This window comes from Pseudonocardia petroleophila, from assembly GCF_014235185.1.
In the GTDB taxonomy this organism is placed as follows: domain Bacteria; phylum Actinomycetota; class Actinomycetes; order Mycobacteriales; family Pseudonocardiaceae; genus Pseudonocardia; species Pseudonocardia petroleophila.
This window is the reverse complement of the sequence record NZ_CP060131.1, coordinates 258,502-278,934: the sequence shown is the minus strand read 5'-3', so window position 1 is coordinate 278,934 and position 20,433 is coordinate 258,502. Positions and strand designations below refer to the sequence as shown.

Genomic DNA, 20,433 nt, shown 5'->3' with positions numbered 1-20,433 from the left:
GTATGCGTAAACGCAATGACTTTTGGCGAGTCAGGACCCGTTGACCCGATCGTCGAGGAGGACCGGATGGCCGCACCGACCGTCGCCGATTTCCTGCTGCACCGGCTGCGTGGGTGGGGGGTGGAGACCGTCTTCGGTTACGCGGGGGACGGGATCAACGGCCTGCTGGCCGCGTGGGGGCGGGCGGAGGACGGTCCGCGGTTCGTGCAGGCTCGCCACGAGGAGATGGCGGCGTTCGAGGCCGTCGGGTACGCGAAGTTCGGTGGACGCCTCGGCGTGTGCGTCGCGACCTCGGGGCCCGGCGCGATCCACCTGCTCAACGGCCTCTACGACGCGAAGCTCGACCACGTGCCGGTGGTGGCCATCGTCGGGCAGACCAACCGCAGCGCGATGGGCGGGTCCTACCAGCAGGAGGTCGACCTGCTGAGCCTGTTCAAGGACGTGGCGAGCGACTACGTGCAGATGGTCACCGTGCCCGAGCAGCTGCCCGGGGTGCTCGACCGGGCGGTCCGCACCGCGGTCGCCCGCCGCGCACCCACGGCGATCATCATCCCGTCCGACGTGCAGGAGCTCGAGTACTCCGCGCCGACCCACGAGTTCAAGATGGTGCCCTCCAGCCTGGGCGTGGACTGGCCGCAGACCGCCCCCGACGACGCCGCCGTGCGCCGCGCGGCGGAGGTGCTCAACGCGGGGGAGCGGGTGGCGATGCTGGTGGGGTCCGGTGCCCGCGGCGCGGCCGCCGAGATCGAGCAGGTGGCCGAGCTGCTCGGCGCGGGCGTGGCCAAGGCGCTGCTGGGCAAGGACGTGCTCTCCGACGAGCCCGCGTGGGTGACCGGGTCGATCGGGCTGCTGGGCACCCGCCCGAGCTACGAGATGATGATGGGCTGCGACACGCTGCTGACGGTCGGGTCCAGCTTCCCGTACACCCAGTTCCTTCCCGAGTTCGACCAGGCCCGCGCGGTGCAGATCGACCTCGACCCGACGATGATCGGGATGCGCTACCCCTACGAGGTCAACCTCGTCGGCGACGCCGCCGCCACGCTGCGCGCGCTGATCCCCCTGCTGGAGCGCAAGGCCGACCGGTCCTGGCGCGAGGGCATCGAGTCCGACGTGGCCCGCTGGTGGGAGACGATGGCGATGGAGGCCGCCGTCGAGGCCGACCCGGTCAGCCCGATGCGGCTGTTCTCCGAGCTGTCCGACCGGCTGCCCGACGACGCGATCGTCACCACCGACTCGGGGTCCTCGGCCAACTGGTACGCGCGGCTGCTGCGCTTCCGCGGCAGCATGCGCGGGTCGCTGTCGGGCAACCTCGCCACGATGGGCCCCGGCGTGCCCTACGGGATCGGGGCGAAGTTCGCCTGCCCGGACCGCCCGGTCGTCGTGTTCGCCGGCGACGGCGCGATGCAGATGAACGGCCTCGCCGAGCTGATCACGATCAAGCGCTATTGGGAGCGGTGGGCCGACCCGCGGCTGGTCGTCGCGGTGCTGCACAACGACGACCTCAACCAGGTCACCTGGGAGATGCGGGCGATGAGCGGGGCGCCCAAGTTCGTGGAGTCGCAGTCGCTGCCCGACGTCGACTACGCGGGGTTCGCGGCGGGCCTGGGCCTGCAGGCCATCCACGTGGACAAGCCCGACGACATCGGGCCGGCCTGGGACCGGGCGCTGGCCGCGGACCGCCCCACCGTGCTCGACGTGCGCTGCGACCCGAACGTGCCCCCGATCCCGCCGCACGCCACCACCGACCAGATGATCAGCGCGACCAAGGCGATGCTGGCCGGCGACGAGGACCGCTGGGGCGTGCTGAAACAGGGCGTGAAGACCAAGCTGCAGGAGTTCCTGCCGCACCGGGAGGGCTGAGCGGTGCGCGGGGCGACCCCGGTGGAGTCCGTGGAGGCCTCGGCCTTCACGGTGCCCACCGACGCGCCCGAAGCCGATGGCACGCTGGCCTGGGACGCCACGACGATGGTGCTGGTGCAGGTGCGCGCCGGCGGCACCTGCGGCACCGGCTGGACCTACGGGCCCGCGGCCTGCACCCGCATCGTCACCGACCAGCTGGCCGGGCAGGTCCTCGGCCGCGACGCCCTCGACGTCGGCGCCGCCTACGAGGCGATGGTGGTGGCCGTGCGCAACGCCGGGCGCACCGGCGCCGCCGGCTACGCGCTGTCGGCCGTCGACCTCGCGCTGTGGGACCTCAAGGCCCGGCTGCTCGACCTGCCGCTCCACCGGCTGCTCGGCACCGTGCGGACCGAGGTGCCGGTGTACGGCAGCGGCGGGTTCACCACCTACGGCGACGGCCGGCTGGCCGAACAGCTCGGCGGCTGGGCCCACGAGCAGCGCATCCCCCGCGTGAAGATCAAGATCGGGGAGTCGTGGGGCACGGACACCGCGCGCGATCTGCGCCGGATGGCGCAGGCCCGCGAGGTGGTGGGGCGCGACGTCGAGCTGTTCGTCGACGCCAACGGCGCCTACGGGCGCAAGCAGGCGATCCGGGTCATGGCCGCCGCGGCCGAGCTGGACGTGACGTGGGTCGAGGAGCCGGTCTCCTCCGACGACCTCGCCGGGCTGCGTGAGGTCCGCGACGCGGTGCGACCGGACGTCGCCGCGGGCGAGTACGGCGGTGACCCGACTTATTTCCGCCGGATGTGCGAGGCAGGCGCGGTGGACTGCCTGCAGGCCGACGCGACGCGCTGCGGCGGCATCACCGGGTTCCGCGCGGCCGCGGAGATCGCGGCCGCCCACCACCTGCCGGTGTCCGGGCACTGCGCCCCACATGTGCACGCGCACGTCGCGGCGGCCACGCCGAACGTGGTGCACCTGGAGTGGTTCCACGACCACGTCCGGATCGAGCAGATGTTCTTCGAGGGCTGCCTCGACCCGACCGGCGGCACCGTCACGCCCGACCCGGGTGCGCCCGGTACCGGGCTGACGCTGCGCCGCGACGTGGCCGAGTGCTACCGGGTCCGGCCCACCGAGCAACGAATGAGGAGAGCGGCATGAGCCAGGTCGTGGTCGTCACGGGAGCCAGCGGCGGGATCGGCCGGGCCAGCGCGGTGGCGTTCGGGGCGCGCGGCGCCCGCGTCGCCCTGCTCGCCCGCGGCGAGGTCGGGCTGCGCGCGGCGGCGAAGGAGGTGGAACGGGCCGGCGGGACGGCACTGCCGATCGCGGTGGATACCGCCGACCACGCGGCCGTCGAGGCGGCCGCCGCGCGGGTGGAGAGCGAGCTCGGCCCGATCGACGTGTGGGTCAACGTCGCCTTCACCTCGGTGTTCGCGCCGTTCACCGAGATCGCGCCCGAGGAGTTCCGCCGCGTCACCGAGGTGAGCTACCTGGGCTACGTGCACGGCACCCGCGCCGCGCTGGACCGCATGCTGCCGCGGGACCGCGGCACGATCGTGCAGGTCGGCTCGGCGCTGGGCTTCCGCGGGATCCCGCTGCAGAGCGCCTACTGCGGGGCGAAGCACGCGCTTCGGGGCGTCCACGAGTCGCTGCTGTGCGAGCTGCGCCACCGGGGCAGCAAGGTGGCGGTGACGATGGTGCAGATGCCGGCGGTGAACACCCCGCAGTTCTCCTGGGTGCTGTCCCGGCTGCCGCACCACGCCCAGCCGGTGCCGCCGATCTACCAGCCCGAGGTGGCCGCCGGGGCGGTGGTGTACGCCGCGGACCATCCCCGGCGCCGCGAGTACTGGGTCGGGGCGAGCACGGTGGGCACGATCGTCGCGAACAAGATCGCGCCGGGCCTGCTCGACCGCTACCTGGGCCGCACCGGCTACGCCTCGCAGCAGACCGGGCAGCCGCGCGACCCCGAGCAGCCTGCAAACCTGTGGGAGCCCGCCGACGGCGCGGCCGGGCGGGACTTCGGCGCCCACGGCGTGTTCGACGAGCGCTCGATCCGCCGCAGCCCCCAGGTATGGGCGTCGCGCCATCATGGGTTGCTCGGCGCGATGGGCGCCGCGGCGCTGACCGCGCTGGTCGCCACGCAGGTTCGGGCCCGATGACGGCCACCGTCCGCGCCGTCTGGGGCGCGGTTCTGCTGGCGGCACCGGACGCCGTGTTCGTACTCGCCACCCGGCCCCGTTCCGACGAGCCCCGCCGCGCGCGGGCCGTGCTGCGGGTGCTCGGGGCGCGACACCTGGCCCAGGCCGGGCTGGTGGTGCTGCGGCCGGGGCCGGGCGTGTCGGCCGTGTCCGCCGCCGTCGACGGGGTGCACGCGGCCACCTGCCTCGGCCTCGCCGCGCTGGACCGGCGGTGGCGCCGCCCGGCTCTGCTCGACGCCGCCGTCGCCGCCGCGTTCTGCCTGGCCACCGCCCGCAAGAGCACAGGGAGCAGTTGATGAAGTTCTCACGACGCAACCCGGCCGAGCAGCTTCTGCACGACGTCGCGCACGGTCGTTTCGAACGCGCCCTGTCCGGGCTGACCGCCGTCTCCGCGGTGGTCACCGGGGCCGAGGTGTACCTGGAGCACTACAAGGGCAGCTTCGGCAACCGCTGGATGTGGAGCCCGGTGCTGCTCACCCCGCCGCTGGTGGTGGCCGGGATCGGTGGTGTGTTCTCGCAGCGGTGGGCCCGCACCGCGCTGCCCGTCACCGCCGGGCTCTACGCCGCCAACGGGCTGCTGGGGGAGTACTTCCACGCCCGCGGCGTGGCCCGCAAGCCCGGTGGCTGGCGGCTGTGGTCCTACAACCTGCCGATGGGCCCGCCGATCTCCGCGCCGGGGCTGATGGCGATGGTCGGCGGGATGGGCCTGCTGGCCTCGGTGCTGCGGAGGGAGCGGTGAGGAGCCCGGACCACCTGCCGAAGCTGCGCCCCGGGCAGCGTCCCCCGCCGCCGAGCTGGCTGCCCCGCCAGCGCCGAGGCACCACCCCGCAGATGATCGGCCGCTACCCCGACTTCGACGTGCTCGACGCCGTCGACACCTGGGACGACGCCACCCGCCACGTCGTGCTCGCCCGCCTGGAGCCGCCCGGCCCGCTGCGCTTCTTCACCCGGGACGAGGAGCCCGCACTGCGCGCGTTCTGCGACACGGTCCTCGCCCAGGACGCCGAGCCGCGCGTCCCGGTCGCCGAGATGGTGGACGCCAAGTTCGCCGACGGGCGCCTGGACGGCTACCGGCACGCCGACATGCCCCGCGACGACGAGACGTGGCGCCGCGTGCTGGCCGGGCTCGACCACACCGCCCGCTCGGCCTACCGCGCCCCGTTCGCCGAGACCACCGAGGAGCGGCGCGAGCACGTCGTCGCCGAGCTGGCCGCGGGGCGGTTGGTCGGTGGCCCCTGGGACGGGCTGGACGTGCCGCGCGCCTGGTCGGTCGTCATGCGCGCGGCGCTGGCCGCGTTCTACTCCCACCCCTGGGCGTGGAACGAGATCGGGTTCGGCGGCCCGGCCTACCCGCGCGGCTTCCTGCGCCTGGGCGGGCCGGGGCAGGCGGGCGCGGCCGGCCGGGAGCCGTTCGAGAGACCGGGCGCGCTCGACGTCGACCCGGTACGCGAGGGCGCCTGATGGGCACCTTCTGGCGCGGTGTGCTCAAGGGCTCGGTCGGCCCGCGGGACAACGACTCGAGGTTCCTGCTCGACGTGCACGATCGCGACCTGCCCGGCGAGGCCACGATGCGTCGCTACGCCGACGACGACGAGGTCGACCTGGTGATCGTCGGCGCCGGCGCGGGCGGGTCGGTGCTGGCCCAGCGCCTCGCCCGCAAGGGCTGGCGGATCGTGGTGCTGGAAGCGGGCCCGTTCTGGCATCCCGACTCCGACTGGGTGTCCGACGAGGCCGGCAGCCACTCCCTGTACTGGACCCAGGAGCGGGTGATCGGCGGCGCCGACCCGGTGGAGCTGGGCAAGAACAACTCCGGGCGCGGCGTGGGCGGGTCGATGGTGCACTACGCCGGGTACACGCCCCGGTTCCACCCGAGCGATTTCACCACGTTCACCGACGACGGCGTGGGCGCCGACTGGCCGATCGGCTACGCCGACCTGCTGCCGCACTACGAGCAGGTGGAGCTGGAGCTGCCGGTGGCCGGGCAGGACTGGCCGTGGGGGCACCCGCACCGCTACCCGTTCTCCCCGCACCCGGTCACCGGCGCGGCGGCGCTGCTGCGTGAGGGCGCGCAGCGCGCCGGCGTGGACATGCGGGTCGGGCCGGTCGGGATCGTCAACGGCACGTTCGGCAACCGCCCGCACTGCATCTACCGCGGCTACTGCCTGCAGGGCTGCAAGGTCAACGCGAAGGCCAGCCCGTACGTCACGCACCTGCCCGACGCGCTCGCGCACGCCGTGGAGATCCGCGCGGACGCGATGGCGCTGCGCGTCGAGATCGACGACGACACGGGCCGGGCCCGCGGCGTGGTCTACGCCGACGGCGACGCGCGGCGGCTGCAGCGCGCCCGGGCCGTCGCCGTCGCCGGGTACTCGATCGAGACCCCGCGACTGCTGCTGGCCTCCACGAGCCGGCGGCACCCGCACGGGCTGGGCAACAACGCCGACCAGGTGGGCCGCTACGTGATGGTGCAGGGCGCCACCCAGAGCGCGGGCCGGTTCCCCGACGAGCTGCGCATGTACAAGGGGCCGCCGCCGGAGATCTCCTCCGAGCAATTCTACGAGACCCACCCGGGCCGCGGGTTCGCCCGCGGGTTCTCGGTGCAGACCGTCTCGCCGCTGCCGATCGGCTGGGCCGAGCACGTGCTGGCCGACGGGCACTGGGGCCGCGCGCTGCGCGAGTACATGCGCGACTACAACCACTGGGCCACGATCGGCGTGCTCAACGAGCTGCTCGCCCACCCGGACAACCGGGTCACCCTGGCCGACGACGTCGACCGCTACGGCCAGCCGGTGGCCCGCATGGACTACTCGCTCTCCGACAACGACCGCGCCAACATGGCGTACTCCACCGACGTCATCGGCGGGATCCTGGAGGCCGCGGGCGCCCAGGACGTCCTGACCATCCAGCGCTTCGCGCACCTCATCGGCGGCGCGCGGATGGGGCGCTCGCCCGAGGAGAGCGTGGTGGACGCCGACCACCGCATCTGGGACGTGCCCAACGTCTTCGTGGCCGACGGCTCGGTGTGCCCCACCCAGGGCGCCGCCAACCCGGCGTTGACGATCATGGCGCTGGCCTCGCGGCTCGCGGAGCGGTTGGGGGGACGATGACGCCGTTCTACCCGCTGTGGGTCGCGATCCTGCACTTCCTCAACCTGTTCTTCCTGCTGCTGCTGGCCCGCTCGGGGCTGGAGGTGCTCTCGGCGTTCCCGAAGCTGTACTGGCACGACGGCTGCCCGCCCGGCCGCGAGTGGGCCCGGTTCTCGAAGAAGACCTTCGGCGCCGACTCCCGGCGCACCTGGACCTCGCTCGACGAGGAGGAGTCCTGGAACCCGGTGGTCGCGCTGCCGGGCCGCAAGAACCTCGGCCTGGGCCGGCACTGGCACTTCCTCACCGTGCAGTTCTGGATCCTCACCGGCCTGGTCTACGTGGTGCTGGTGTTCGCCACCGGCTACTGGCGCTACCTGGTGCCCACGAGCTGGTCGATCGTGCCGGACTCGATCCGGGCGGTGGGGGAGTACCTGCAGTTCCGGCTGCCGAAGAAGATCCCCGGGCAGCCCTTCGAGCCGGCCCAGAAGCTCGCCTACTTCCTGGTGGTCTTCGTGCTGGCGCCGTTCCAGATCGCCACCGGGGCCGCGATGTCGCCGTCACTGCTGGCCCGCTTCCCCTGGTACGGGCGGTTGTTCGGCGGCAAGCAGGGCGCCCGCAGCCTGCACTTCCTGGGCCTGTGCGCGTTCGGCGCGTTCACCGTGGTGCACGTGTTCCTGGTGGTCGTGCACGGCCTGCCCGAGGGGTTCACGAAGATCGTGCTGGGCACGCCCGGCTCGAACCACGCGCTCGCCGTCGGCCTCGGGATCACCGGGCTCGTCGGCATCGTGGTCTTCCACGTGGTGGTCACCTGGTTCTCGCTGCGCTACCGGCGGCGGACCCAGCGGCTGCTCGGCGTCGTCGTCGACCCGTTCGAGCGGGCGGTGTCCCGGTCGTTCCGGTCGCGGCAGCGCTTCCGGCGCCGCGACATCTCGGCCTATCACCGGATCAACGGCTACCCGCCGACCGGCCCGGAGTACGAGCGCGCCGCCGCGGACGGGTTCGCCGACTACCGGCTGGTCGTCGGCGGGCTCGTCGAGCGGCCGGTGTCGCTGTCGCTCGACGAGCTGCGCGAGATGGAGCAGGCCGGCCAGGTCGTGAAGCACCACTGCATCCAGGGCTGGACCGCGGTAGCCGAGTGGAGCGGGGTCCCGCTGCGCGCGGTGGTCGAGCGGGTCGGGGTGGCGCCCGAGGCGAAGTTCGTCGTGTTCCACGCCATGGACGACAAGGGGCTCACCGAGGGGGAGGGCCGCTACGGGTTCTTCTACGAGTCGCTGCCCCTGCACCTGGCCGCGCACGCCCAGACGATCCTCGCCCTGGACATGAACGGTGGCCCGCTGCCGGTGGAGCACGGGGCCCCGGTGCGGCTGCGGGTGGAGACCCAGCTGGGCTACAAGATGGTCAAGTGGATCACCGCGATCGAGTTCGTCGACGACCCGGGTGACATCGGCCTGGGCATGGGCGGCTGGCGCGAGGACCAGATGTACTACGCGAACGCGGCGGGGATCTGATGAGTGGCGATCTGATGGGCAGCCCACCTCACGTCCTGCGCGAGTACGCGCTGCTGGCAGACGGGGAGCGCGGCGCCCTGATCGGCCCCCGCGGCGACATCGCCTGGCTGTGCGCCCCGCGGTGGGACTCCGACGCGGTGTTCTCCTCGCTGGTCGGCGGCGGCGGCTCATACGCGGTGACCCCGGCCGGCCGGTTCGTCTGGGGCGGGTACTACGAGCCGGGCACCCTCATCTGGCGCTCCCGCTGGGTCACCGACACCGGCATCGTGGAGTGCCGTGAGGCGCTGGCGTTCCCCGGCGACCGGCACCGGACGGTCGTGCTGCGCCGCATCGTGGCGGTGGCGGGGGACGCCCGGGTCGAGGTGGTCTGCGCGCCCGCGGCCCGGTTCGGCCGCGAGCCCCTGCGCGAGCCGCGTCGCGGCGACGGCGGGTGCTGGGAGGCCCGGTCCGGTGAGCTGCGGATGCGCTGGACCGGGGCGCCCGATGCCCGCGTCGACGGCGATCGGCTCCTCCTGACCTGCGACCTGCCCGAAGGCGGGCACCGTGACCTGGTTCTGGAGATCGCCGACACCCCACTGGGCGGCGTGCCGCCGGACCCGGACCTCGCCTGGGCGGGCACCGAGGCCGCGTGGGCCGGCGCGGTGCCGCCGCTGGACGCCAGCATCGCCCCGCGCGACGCCCGGCACGCCTACGCGGTGCTGCGCGGGCTCACCGGCTCCGGCGGCGGCATGGTCGCCGCGGCCACGATGGGGCTGCCCGAGCGCGCCGCGCAGGGCCGCGACTACGACTACCGCTACGTCTGGATCCGCGACCAGTGCTACGCGGGCCAGGCCGTCGCCGTCGACGGGCCGCACCCGCTGCTCGACGACGCCGTCCGGTTCGTCGCCGAGCGGGTCCTCGCCGACGGGCCCGAGCTGAAGCCGGCCTACACCGTCACCGGCGGCGCCGTCCCCGACCAGCGCCCTCTCGACCTGCCCGGCTACCCCGGCGGGCGCGACGTGCTCGGCAACCACGTGAACGCGCAGTTCCAGCTCGACGCGTTCGGCGAGGCCCTGCTGCTGTTCGCCGCCGCGGCCCGCCACGACCGCCTCGACACCGAGCACCGTCAGGCGCTGCGAGCCACCGTCGCCGCGATCGAGACCCGCTGGGGCGACCCGGACGCCGGCATCTGGGAGCTCGACGACCGGCGCTGGGCCCACTCCCGGCTGACCTGCGTCGCGGGGCTGCGCGCGATCGCGGGCGCGGGCGCCGCGCCGGGCGACGCCGCCCGCTGGAGCGCACTGGCCGACGCGATCCTGGCCGACACGGCCGACTGCGTGCACCCCTCAGGGCGGTGGCAGCGCGCGCCCGACGACCCCCGGGTCGACGCCGCGCTGCTGCTGCCCGCGATCCGCGGCGCCCTGCCCGCCGCCGACGCCCGCTCCGTGGCGACCGTGGCCGCCGTGCAGGAAGAGTTGGCCGAGGAGGGCTACGTCTACCGGTTCCGGCAGGACGCCCGCCCGCTCGGCGAGGCCGAGGGCGCGTTCGGGCTGTGCGGTTTCCTCATGGCGTTGGCCGCGCACCAGCAGGGCGACCCCGTCGCCGCCGCCACCTGGTTCGAGCGCAACCGGGCGGCGTGCGGGCCGCCGGGCCTGTTCAGCGAGGAGTACGACGTGGCCCAGCGCCAGCTGCGCGGCAACCTCCCGCAGGCGTTCGTGCACGCCCTGATGCTGGAGAGCTCGCTGCGGCTGGCGTCGGACCGATGACCCCGGAAGCACCGGAGGTCGTGCTGCTGGCCCGGGTCCGCGCGCGGCTGCTGGGCGGCCGCGGGCCGGGCGCGTCACCGGCCGAGGTCGCCGCGCACACCCGGGGCCGGGAGGTGCTGGGCGGGCGGCCGGTGGCGCAGCGGCGCGCCGAGCTGGCCGCGCGCACGGCCCGGGCGCGCGGGGACACCGACGCGCTGGCCGAGGCCACCGCCTCGGCCACCGCCGCGCTCGCCGGCACCGCGACCGAGCTGCGGGCCCGGCTCGACCCGGCCCGCGCCGCCGGCCGCGCCCGCGTGGGCCTGCCCGCACTCGGCCTGGCCGTCGCCGCCGCCGTCGCGGCCACCGCTGCGTTCACCGGACGGGGCCGGGACCGTGGCTGAGCTCCTGCGCGCCGCGCGCCGGTCGCCGGCCGGGGCCGTGTCCGAGCCAGTGCGTGCCGCGCCGCCGCACCGCGCGCCACAGGCGCAGCGGGAGCAGGCCGACCAGCGGCGCGCGCCGGCCGAGGTCGGCCCGGTCCTCCCGGTCGAACGCCGCGGCGAAGCGCGCGGCGGCGGCGCCGTCGGGATAGACCTTGCTGCCGCCCGCGCCGCACCCCCGCGCGCACTCCCACCGCATCGTGGCCCCGTCCGCGCGGAACCGGTACCGGTGCCCCCACAGCCCGCAACCCGTCACGACCGACGGGTACCCGCACTCGCGACGAGATAGGCGAAGCGATGGCAGAACAGACGATCGAGACGGGCGTCATCCACACCCGCGTGCCCGCGCGGCTGGACCGGCTGCCGTGGAGCCGGTTCCACTGGCGGGTCCTGATCGGGCTCGGCACGGTCTGGGTCCTCGACGGGCTCGAGGTGACGATGGTGGGCTCGGTGGCCGCCCGGCTCACCGAACCCGACAGCGGGCTGAACCTCACGGCGGGCCAGGTCGGGCTCGCCGGGGCGATCTACATCGTCGGCGCCTGCGCCGGCGCGCTGTTCTTCGGGCACCTGACCGACCGGTTCGGCCGCAAGAAGCTGTTCATGCTGACGCTGGGCGTGTACATCGTGGCCACCGTGGCCACGGCGTTCTCGTTCTCGGCGTGGTTCTTCTTCCTGGCCCGGTTCGTCACCGGTGCGGGGATCGGGGGGGAGTACGCGGCGATCAACTCCGCGATCGACGAGCTGATCCCGGCCCGGGTCCGCGGCCGGGTGGACCTGCTGATCAACGGCACCTACTGGCTGGGCTCGGCGGCCGGGGCGGCGTTCGCGCTGCTGTTCCTCAGCCGGGCGATCTTCCCCGCCGACCTGGGGTGGCGGCTGGCCTTCGGGGTCGGCGCCGTGCTGGGCCTGACGATCTTCCTGGTGCGCAGGCACGTGCCGGAGAGCCCGCGGTGGCTGTTCATCCACGGCCGCGAGGAGGAGGCCGAGCGCATCGTCGGCGGTATCGAGAGCGACGTCGAGTACGAGACCGGCGAGTCGCTCGACGAGCCGGGGGAGACCCTCACCGTGCGGCAGCGCACCACCATCCCCTTCCGCACGATCGGGCATACCGCGTTCACGCTCTACCCGAAGCGGGCGGTGCTGGGCCTCGCGCTGTTCATCGGGCAGGCGTTCATCTACAACGGGATCACGTTCAACCTCGGCACGCTGTTCACGACGTTCTATGGGGTGGCGGCGAGCTTCGTGCCCGTCTTCGTGATCATCTACGCGGTGGGCAACCTGCTGGGGCCGCTGACGCTGGGTCGGCTGTTCGACACCGTCGGGCGCAAACCGATGATCGCCGGGACCTACCTCGGCTCGGCGGCGGCCACGCTGCCCCTGGCCGCGGTGTTCCTGTTCCACATCGGCAACGAGTGGCTGCTCATCGCCTTGATCGTGGTCACGTTCTTCCTGGCCTCGGCCGGGGCCAGCGCGGCGTACCTGACGGTCAGCGAGATCTTCCCGATGGAGACCCGGGCGCTGGCCATCGCGTTCTTCTACGCGATCGGCACCGGGGTCGGCGGCATCGCGGGTCCGTTGCTGTTCGGGCAGCTGATCGGGTCCGAGCAACGCGGGCTGGTCACGCTGGCGTTCCTGATCGGCGCGGCGGTGATGGCGGTCGGCGGGATCACCGAGCTGCTGTTCGGGGTGCAGGCCGAGGGCGCCAGCCTGGAGTCGATCGCCCAGCCGCTCACCGCGGAGCAGGGCACCGACGGCGGCAACGGGACGCAGGCGGGCCCCGACCATCGCCGGACCGCGCAGCACTGCCGGGAGGAGGCGGAGCGGGCCAGGGCGCGGGCCGCCGAGCACCGGGCCGAGGTGCACGAGCGGGAGGCCGCCGGCTCTGCCGACCAGGCCCGCGTCGCCCGCACCCTCGCCGAGATCGACGAGCTGCGCGCCGACGAGCTCGACGAGCAGGCCGCGACTCACGACCAGCTGGCCGCCGCCCGGGACGGATCAGGCGCGGGCGCCCTCGAGCGGGCCCAGGCGGCCGAGCAGCGGGCCCGGATGCTCGCCGAGCGCATCGCGGCCCTCGCCGCCGAGGGTGACGCCGACGCCCGCCGGCACCTGGCCCGGGCCGCCGCCGCCGAGGAGCGGGCCATGGCCCGCGAGCAGCGGGCCTTCGCCGCACAGCTGCTCGCCGAGACCGACGGGCCGGACCGGCGCGTCGCCGCCGCGCGCGCGGAGGTGCACGAGGTCTGGGCGCGGCTGCACGAGGAACGGGCCGGCACGCACGAGGCACGGGGTGTGGGCGACGACGCCGGCCGCGCCCGGCACGAGGCCGCGGCCACCGAGCTGGAGCGGCGCGGGGCCGCGGCCGAGGAGCGGGTCCAGGCGGCCGAGCACCGCGCCGCGGCCGACGAGCTCGCACCCGACCCAGGTGGGGCGGCGGGCGACGGGGAAGCCGCCGCCGGGGAGCCGGCCGACGGTGAGGGGGACGCCGCTGACGGGGACGCCGCTGAGGGGGACGCCGCTGAGGGGGACGCCGCTGACGGGGACGCCGCTGACGGGGGCGCCGCGGAGGGGGGCGCCGCGGAGGGGGGCGCCGGTGACGAGCGGGCCGCGCGGAACCGGGAGGCCGCCGAGCGCGAGGATCGGATCCGGGCCCGGTTGGCCCGGCGGGAGGGCCGCGACGGGGTGCGCCGCCTGCGGCTCGGCCCCAGCCCCACGCTGGGCGCGGCACGGATCGGCGGGCAGCCGCCCTCAGTACGCGCCGAGCACGAGGCGCTGGACCGCGAGGTCGACGTGCTGGCACGCGCGTTGGCCGAGCACGGCCCCGCCGACCGAAAGGAGCTGGCCCGGATCGTCGGCGCCCGCTACTGGGGCCCCGGCCGGTTCGGCTCGGCGCTGGGCACCGCGGTCGAGGAGGGACGGGTCAGGCGGCTCACCCGCCGCAGCTACGGGCCCCCGGACTCCTCCTCCTCCTGACAGCTGCCCGTCGCGATGATCCTCGCCCTGGCCGCGGCGGTGTGGCGCAGGCGGTGACCCGCTTCGCGTGATGTGTGCCGGCCGCCGACAGGCCCGCGTCCGGTGGCGACGCCGACCGCCGCGGGCTGTCGTGACCGGGAAGGGCGGCGGGGAGCGACGTTGCGCCGCTCGTGATCGCTCGTGGCCGCACGCCGGGCCCTGGGTGCGGGCGCGTGGTGCGTCTGGTGGCGATCACCACGTCGATCCGCACGGACGGACGGTGGGGCTGTGCCCGGAGCGCCTCAGCGCCGGTCCGGCACGTCGTCGTCGGGCAGCCCGGCGATCTCCTCGACGTCGAAGGCCCGGGACACCGGGACGTCGGTCGTGCTGTGGGCGACCATCGACACCGCGATCGTCAGCGCCACCACCTCGAACACCGTCGACGCGTTCGGGATGCCCGACTGCACGGCGAGCAGGCCGTAGACGACCGAGGCGAACCCCTTGGGCCCGAACCACGCGGCCGCGACGCGCTCCCGGCGGGGCAGGTCGGCCCGCCACAGCGACACCAGCATCGACGCCGGCCGGACGACCAGCAGCGAGAGCAGGGCCACGGCCCACTCCCCGGCGCCGAGCCCGCCGAAGAACGCGGGGGTGAGCAGCGCACCGAAGACCAGCACCGCGGCGAACTTGGTGAGCTCGGAGACCAGCTCGCCGAACTCGGCGAACGCCTCCACCGGCTGCGGGGCGACGGTGGCCAGGGTGATGCCCGCGGCGAACGCCGCGAGGTAGGCGTTGGCGTGGGTGAGGCTGCACAGCCCGTACAGCACGATCGCCACCGCGAGCGGGCCCAGCGGCTGCAGCCGGGGCTCGGCGCCGAGCAGGGGCAGCCGGAACAGCGCGGTGACGGCGAGCGGCAGCACCACCCCGAGCACGATGCCCAGCACCAGCTCCAGGGCGATCGGGCCGAACCCGGCGTCCGCGCCGGTACCCAGCGCGATGAGCACCAGCACAGCGGGCAGCGCCAGCCCGTCGTTGACGCCGGACTCGATGCCCAGCAGCGTGCGCAGCCGCGCCGGCACCTCGCTGCGGCTCACGATCGCCGAGGCGAACACCGGGTCGGTGGGCGCGAGGATCGCCCCCACCAGCAGCGAGGTGGTCCAGTCCAGGCCGACCAGCAGGTGCGTCGCCAGCGCGACGAGGACCAGGGCCAGCGGCATGCCGAGCCCGAGCGCCCGGCCCGAGAGCCGCCACCCGCTGCGCAGCCGCGCCACCGACAGCCGCCCGCCGTCGACGAACAGCACGGTGAACAGCGCCAGGTCGGCGAGCGTGCGCACCAGCGTCCCGCTCGGGGAGACCTCGATGAGGCCCAGGAAACCGGGCCCCACCAGCGCCCCGGCCACCAGGAACACCAGCGCCGTGGACAGCACCGAACGCGCCGCCAGCCCGGACAGGGCCACCGTCGTCAGCAGCACCACGCCGAAGGTCAGTACGAGGACCATGCCGCGCTCCCTTGCAAGTTGACGCAAAAATTGCGGTTACGCACGCACATGTTGGGGGAATCGTCCCACATGAGCCGTACCGCGGAGGGATCCACGACGACCGGCCGGTTCCCCCGGCAGCTCCCGGTGGCGGTGGCGCTCGCGCTGCCGGGCGCCTACCTCGGCGCGGCCGAGTACCTGGGCCTGCCGCACCCGGACCTCCCGCCCCCGCTCGCCGCCGCGGTGTTCGGCATCGCGATCATCGGAGCCGCGTTCGTGCTGTCCTGGGCCGCCGAGGCGGCCCAGGTGGACGTCAGTGCCGGGCTGGCCATCGCGCTGCTCGCCCTGATGGCGGTGCTGCCCGAGTACGCGGTGGACTTCGTCTTCACCTTCCAGGCGGGCCAGGTGTACGCCGCGAACGGGATGTGCGTGCCGCTGCCGGACGGGGCCGACCCGTGCGCGCTCGCGCTGGCCAACATGACCGGGGCCAACCGGGTGCTGGTCGGCGTCGGGTGGCCGCTGGTCGTGGCGGTGGCGAGCATCGGGGTGTGGCGCAGCCGCCGGGCGGGCGGCGGCGACAGCGCGTCCACCCACCGCGGCGAGGTCGACCTCCAGCCGGCGATGTCGGCCGAGGTGGTGTTCCTGGGCCTGGCCACCCTGTACTCGCTGACGCTGCCGCTGCGCACCAGCCTCACCCTCCTCGACGCGGCCGTCTTCGTCTCCCTGTTCGCCGCCTACGTCTGGCGGCTGTCGAAGGCCCCGGCGCAGGAGCCCGACCTGGCCGGCACCGCGGCCTGGGTCGGGGGCAAGCCCCGGCGGGCCCGACGGGGCTGGGTCGTCGCGATGTTCGCCGTGGCGGGGCTGGTCATCCTGGCCACCGCCGAGCACTTCGCCAACGGGCTCGTGGCCACCGGGGGCGCGCTGGGCGTCGACCGGTTCCTGCTGGTGCAGTGGGTGGCGCCGCTGGCCAGCGAGTCGCCCGAGCTGATCGTGGCCTGCCTGTACGCGCTGCGGCTCAAGGCCTCGGACTCGCTCGGCGCGCTGCTGTCGAGCAAGGTCAACCAGTGGACGCTGCTCGTGGGCACGCTCCCGATCGTGTTCGCGCTGTCCGCCACGACGTCCGCCGGGCTCCCGCTCGACGCCAACCAGCGCTTCGAGCTGCTGATCACCGCGGCCCAGTCGCTGTTCGCGGTGAGCCTGCTGGTGAACCTCGGGCTCACCGCGAGGGGTGCGACGGCGCTGTTCGTGCTGTTCGCGGTGCAGTTCACGGCCAGCATCACGCTCGGCCCCGAGGTCAACCGGATCGTGATCGTCGTGCTCTCCGCGCTCTACGGGCTGCTCGCCGCGGGGCAGCTGCTCCGGTACCGCCACCGGACCCGCCGGATCGTGCGCGACGGGCTGGTCACCCCGTTCGAGGAGCTGGAGCGCGAGGCGGGCCGGGCATGAGCGTCGACCGGCTCGTGCGGGGCCACATCCGTTGCGGCTGTGCTGGCATCATGTGCGGGGACGCGACCGGCCGGTAGTTGCGACTGCGCAAGAGTGGGTATCCCGCAGGCACGTCGCCCGCACGGTCGGCGGCACAGGTCGGGGAGTGAGATGGACGAAGCAGGACAGGAGCCGCGCGAGGTGCCCTACGTGTACCCGGCCGGTGGGGCCGGCGGCTTTCCCGACCCGGCGCACCCGGTGGACCCGGCCGCCGCGGGGTTGCTGGCCGACGCCCGCGACGAGGGCGTCGCCGCCGCGGTGTTCAGCGCGCTGATCTTCCTGGCGGGGGTGTGGCTGGTGCTGGCGCCCTTCGTGCTGGACTACCCCGACATCAGCGGCGGCTTCGACGCGCGGTGGAACGACCGGGTCGTCGGGGCGGCGATCGCGGTCGTGGCGGTGGTGCGGATGGTCTCCCCGAACCGCACCGTCGGGGTCGGGCTGGTCAACGTCGTACTCGGGGCGTGGTTGGTGGCCGCCCCCTTCCTGCTGTTCTACAACGACGACCGCGTCGCCACCGCGGCCACGGTCAACGACATCGCGGTCGGGGCCCTGGTCATCGCGCTGGCGTGCGCGAGCCGGGCGCTGAGCCGTCGCCGGCCCGCCGAGCCGCGCACGTGACCTCCGAGTTCGCCCTCGTGCCGAGCCGGCGCACGGTCCGGCGCCTGGACCTCGTCGCGATGTCGGCGGTGGCCGTGTTCGCCGCACTGGGTCTGGTGGTGGGAACCCAGCTGTGGGGGCTCGCCGAGCTGCACCGGGGGCTGCTCGACGCCGCGTCGGCGTTGGACTCCACGGGCCGGGCGATCGGGCTGGTCGCGGACGCCCCGCTCATCGGGGAGAGCGCGGGCCGGCTCGCCGGTGACATCACCGCGACCGCGGGCGACGTCCGGGTACAGGCCGTCGCGGCGCGGGACGGGGTGCGGGCCGTCGCGATCGGGGTGGGCACGACGATCGGCCTGCTGGGGCTGCTCCCCGCTCTCGCGCTGTGGCTGCCGCTGCGCCTGGCCCGGCGCCGCGAGCTGCGCGGGTTGCGCCGCATGCTGTCCGGGCCCGCCGCCCCGGCGCTCGTCGAGCACCTCGCCCGCGCCGCGGTCCGGCGGGTGCCCTACGGCGAGCTGTGCCGCATCAGCCCCCGCCCGTGGCTCGACCTGGAGCACGGCCGCCACACGGCGCTGGCGCACGCGGAGCTGCGCAGGCTCGGGGTCACGCCCCCGCCCGGCTGGGACGGCCCGGACCCCGGCCCGACGCATGGCTGAACCACCGGCGGCGGTGCGGCGGCTGCGCCGGTCCGTGGCGGAGCGCTACACCGCGGCCGTCGTGGCCGCGCGCTGGTGGGTCCTGGTGGCCGTGGCCCTGCTGACGGCCGGGGCCACGCTGTTCCTGCCGAGCCTCACGGCCGTCGGTGGCGGCCTGGCCGGGTTGCTGGGCGGCTCCAGCGCGGCGGTCCAGGCGCAGGTCGACGCCGTCGAGCGGTTCGGCCTGCCGCTGCTCAGCCCGACCGCGGTCGTCCAGCGGGACCCCGGCGGCCTGGACCCCTACCTCCTCGCCGACTCGCTGCTGGCCGCGGCGGAGGTGGTGCAGGACACCGCGGTGCAGGGCGGGGGCCCCGACGACGACCTGCTGCTGGCCTACCCGGTGCTCAACACGCCGCTCCTGTTCCCCGGCGCGGCGGAGCAGGGCACCACGATCGTGACCTACCTGTTCATCGACCCGGCCGTCGGCATCGCGGGCCAGGGGGCGATCACCCGGGAGTACGCGGAGGGGCTTGAGGTCCCCGAGGGCGGGCTGGTCGGCTCCACCGGCACGTTCCTGGCCCAGGCCGCGCAGAACGAGATCATCGCCGAGTCGCTGCCGCTGGTGGAGCTCGCGACGCTGGCGGCGATCGCGCTGATCGTCGGGCTCAACTTCGGGTCGGTGCTGGCACCGGTCGTCACGCTGATCACCGCAGGCGTGGGCTACCTGGTGACCGACCGGATGATCGGGCTGTTCGGCGAGCTGACCGACCTCGCCGTGCCCAGCCAGCTCCAGCCGCTCGTGGTCGCGCTGCTGCTGGGCATCACCACCGACTACACGATCTTCTTCCTGTCCGGGGTGACGGCCGAGTACGAGCAGGGCAGGAGCGGGCGGGCGGCCGTGTGCAGGGGGATGGCCGTGTACCTGCCGATCGTGCTCGTCGCCGGCATCACGGTGGCGGCGGGGGTCAGCGCGCTGCTCGTCGCCGAGTCGCCGCTGTTCCGGGCGTTCGGCCCGGGACTGGCCATCACCGTGCTGGTCGGGCTCGCCGTCTCGGTCACCATGGTCCCGGCGCTGCTCGCGATCCTGGGTGGCGCGGCGTTCTGGCCGTCCCGCCCGGGCTCGGGCACCCGGCCCGGGCGGGCGCAGGCGGCGCTCTCGCGGCCGGTCGTCCCGGGCCGGTACCTGCGCCTGATCGGGCGCCGCTGGGTCGCCGCGTCGGCGACCGGCGTGCTGGTCGCCCTGCTGGTCGCGGCGGCCCTCCCGCTGGCCGACCTGCGGTCCGGGGTGGCGCCGGTCGCGGCGCTGCCCGCGGAGAACCCGGTGCGCGTGGCGGCCGAGGCGGCCGCCGCGGGGTTCGCCCCCGGGATACTCGGGCCGACGGAGGTCATCCTGTCGGCGCCCGGCATCACCGCGGAGCGGGCCGAACTGGAGGCGCTCGGCACCGCGCTGGGGCGCACGCCGGGGGTGGCGGCCGTGCTCGGACCCGGTGACCAGCCACTCCAACGCGAGCTCGGCCTGTTCCTGGCCCCGGGTGGCGACGCGGCCCGGATCCTGCTGGTCTTCGACTCCGACCCGCTCGGCGCCACGGCGATCAACCACCTCGCCGAGCTCCGGGACCGGATGCCCGCCCTGCTCGCCGCCGCCGGGCTGGCCGGGGCCGAGGTGGCCTACGCCGGGGACACGGCCGTCGGGCTCCCGCTGGTGGAGACGGCGTCCGGGGACCTGGGCCGGGTGGCCGTCGCCGTCCTGCTCGTCGACCTGCTGCTGCTGGTGGTCTTCCTGCGGGCGGTGGTGGCGCCGCTGTACCTGCTGGCCACCAGCGTCCTGGCCGTCGGCGCCGCGCTCGGGCTGACCACCTGGATCTTCCAGGTCCCGCTGGACCAGGACGGGCTGATCTTCTACGTGCCGTTCGCCGCGGGCGTGCTGCTGATCTCCCTCGGCTCGGACTACAACATCTTCTCCGTCGGCTACGTGTGGGAGGAGGCCCGCAGGCGACCGCTGCGCGAGGCGCTCGCGGTGGCCGTCCCCCGGTCCACCCGGGCGATCACCGCGGCGGGGCTGACCCTCGCCGCCAGCTTCGGGTTCATCGCGCTCATCCCGATCGCGACGTTCCGGCAGCTGGCCCTCGCGCTGGCCCTCGGGGTGCTCATCGACGCGTTCGTGGTGCGCCCGCTGCTGGTGCCGGCCCTGATCTCGCTGTTCGGCCGGTTCAGCGGGTGGCCGGGACGCCGGCTCGCCGGGCCGGCCGCCGGGACACCGGACGGCGAGCCGGAACGTCCGGTGCGGGCGCCCACCCCCGTCGCGGCGGCGCCGCCGGCGGCCGGGCGGCCGGCCCGGCGGGCGGACCCCCCGGCGCCGCGACGGGAGCGGCCCCGGGCCCCGGGCCGGGACATCCCCCCGGCGCTGCGCTGCACCATCCCCCCGGCGCTGCGCTGGGCGATCGCCGCCGCCGGGCTCCTCGTGGCCGTCCAGGTGATCCGGCGACAGCCGCGATCATGA

The 20,433-nt window shown here is 74.9% G+C and carries 17 protein-coding genes; 15 read left to right on the top strand and 2 right to left on the bottom strand.

What is annotated here, in order from left to right; genetic code table 11:
• The first annotated feature begins 66 nt into the window (after positions 1 to 66).
• Genes H6H00_RS01360 through H6H00_RS01315 form a run of 10 tightly spaced genes read left to right on the top strand, consistent with a single transcriptional unit; the run spans position 67 to position 10,756 of the window.
• Positions 67 to 1,860, top strand: a complete 1,794-nt coding sequence (locus H6H00_RS01360) for a thiamine pyrophosphate-requiring protein (protein ID WP_185719574.1) — start codon at positions 67 to 69, stop codon at positions 1,858 to 1,860.
• Between the two features lie 30 nt (positions 1,861 to 1,890).
• Entirely contained in the window at positions 1,891 to 3,000 is a 1,110-nt protein-coding gene (locus H6H00_RS01355; protein ID WP_255425518.1) for an enolase C-terminal domain-like protein, read from the top strand.
• Positions 2,997 to 3,998, top strand: a complete 1,002-nt coding sequence (locus H6H00_RS01350; RefSeq protein ID WP_185719573.1) for an SDR family oxidoreductase — start codon at positions 2,997 to 2,999, stop codon at positions 3,996 to 3,998. Before H6H00_RS01355 ends, H6H00_RS01350 begins: the two co-directional genes overlap by 4 nt.
• Positions 3,995 to 4,333 carry a hypothetical protein gene (locus H6H00_RS01345; protein ID WP_185719572.1) on the top strand — a complete coding sequence of 113 codons (339 nt, stop codon included), beginning with the start codon at positions 3,995 to 3,997 and terminating at the stop codon, positions 4,331 to 4,333. The genes H6H00_RS01350 and H6H00_RS01345 overlap by 4 nt, the downstream gene beginning before the upstream one ends.
• Complete coding sequence (locus H6H00_RS01340; protein ID WP_185719571.1) at positions 4,333 to 4,776, top strand: hypothetical protein; 444 nt, start codon at positions 4,333 to 4,335, stop codon at positions 4,774 to 4,776. The genes H6H00_RS01345 and H6H00_RS01340 overlap by 1 nt, the downstream gene beginning before the upstream one ends.
• Positions 4,773 to 5,498, top strand: coding sequence for a gluconate 2-dehydrogenase subunit 3 family protein (locus H6H00_RS01335; protein WP_221775757.1), 726 nt, complete (start codon positions 4,773 to 4,775; stop codon positions 5,496 to 5,498). Before H6H00_RS01340 ends, H6H00_RS01335 begins: the two co-directional genes overlap by 4 nt.
• Positions 5,498 to 7,144 carry a GMC family oxidoreductase gene (locus H6H00_RS01330; protein WP_185719570.1) on the top strand — a complete coding sequence of 549 codons (1,647 nt, stop codon included), beginning with the start codon at positions 5,498 to 5,500 and terminating at the stop codon, positions 7,142 to 7,144. Before H6H00_RS01335 ends, H6H00_RS01330 begins: the two co-directional genes overlap by 1 nt.
• Positions 7,141 to 8,631: a molybdopterin-dependent oxidoreductase gene (locus tag H6H00_RS01325; RefSeq protein ID WP_185719569.1), complete on the top strand. Its 1,491-nt coding sequence runs from the start codon at positions 7,141 to 7,143 to the stop codon at positions 8,629 to 8,631. The genes H6H00_RS01330 and H6H00_RS01325 overlap by 4 nt, the downstream gene beginning before the upstream one ends.
• On the top strand, positions 8,631 to 10,376 hold the full coding sequence (locus H6H00_RS01320; RefSeq protein ID WP_255425517.1) for a glycoside hydrolase family 15 protein: 1,746 nt from the start codon (positions 8,631 to 8,633) through the stop codon (positions 10,374 to 10,376). The genes H6H00_RS01325 and H6H00_RS01320 overlap by 1 nt, the downstream gene beginning before the upstream one ends.
• Entirely contained in the window at positions 10,373 to 10,756 is a 384-nt protein-coding gene (locus H6H00_RS01315) for a hypothetical protein (RefSeq protein ID WP_185719568.1), read from the top strand. Before H6H00_RS01320 ends, H6H00_RS01315 begins: the two co-directional genes overlap by 4 nt.
• On the opposite strand, the gene H6H00_RS01310 is transcribed toward H6H00_RS01315, so the two are convergent.
• Positions 10,728 to 11,048 carry a hypothetical protein gene (locus tag H6H00_RS01310; protein WP_221775756.1) on the bottom strand — a complete coding sequence of 107 codons (321 nt, stop codon included), beginning with the start codon at positions 11,046 to 11,048 and terminating at the stop codon, positions 10,728 to 10,730. The genes H6H00_RS01315 and H6H00_RS01310 overlap by 29 nt on opposite strands.
• A 41-nt stretch (positions 11,049 to 11,089) precedes the next feature.
• Here H6H00_RS01310 and H6H00_RS32640 point away from each other — a divergent pair, with 41 nt between their 5' ends.
• Positions 11,090 to 13,759: an MFS transporter gene (locus H6H00_RS32640; protein ID WP_304633050.1), complete on the top strand. Its 2,670-nt coding sequence runs from the start codon at positions 11,090 to 11,092 to the stop codon at positions 13,757 to 13,759.
• 281 nt (positions 13,760 to 14,040) lie between these two features.
• On the opposite strand, the gene H6H00_RS01300 is transcribed toward H6H00_RS32640, so the two are convergent.
• Positions 14,041 to 15,237, bottom strand: coding sequence for a cation:proton antiporter (locus H6H00_RS01300; RefSeq protein WP_185719567.1), 1,197 nt, complete (start codon positions 15,235 to 15,237; stop codon positions 14,041 to 14,043).
• A 69-nt stretch (positions 15,238 to 15,306) separates the two neighbouring features.
• Here H6H00_RS01300 and H6H00_RS01295 point away from each other — a divergent pair, with 69 nt between their 5' ends.
• From H6H00_RS01295 to H6H00_RS01280, 4 genes are all read left to right on the top strand, one after another.
• Entirely contained in the window at positions 15,307 to 16,662 is a 1,356-nt protein-coding gene (locus H6H00_RS01295; protein ID WP_185719566.1) for a calcium:cation antiporter family protein, read from the top strand.
• Positions 16,663 to 16,812: 150 nt separating this feature from the next.
• Entirely contained in the window at positions 16,813 to 17,319 is a 507-nt protein-coding gene (locus tag H6H00_RS01290; RefSeq protein WP_185719565.1) for an SPW repeat domain-containing protein, read from the top strand.
• Positions 17,316 to 17,954, top strand: coding sequence for a hypothetical protein (locus tag H6H00_RS01285; RefSeq protein WP_185719564.1), 639 nt, complete (start codon positions 17,316 to 17,318; stop codon positions 17,952 to 17,954). The genes H6H00_RS01290 and H6H00_RS01285 overlap by 4 nt, the downstream gene beginning before the upstream one ends.
• Positions 17,947 to 20,433, top strand: coding sequence for an MMPL family transporter (locus tag H6H00_RS01280; RefSeq protein ID WP_221775755.1), 2,487 nt, complete (start codon positions 17,947 to 17,949; stop codon positions 20,431 to 20,433). Before H6H00_RS01285 ends, H6H00_RS01280 begins: the two co-directional genes overlap by 8 nt.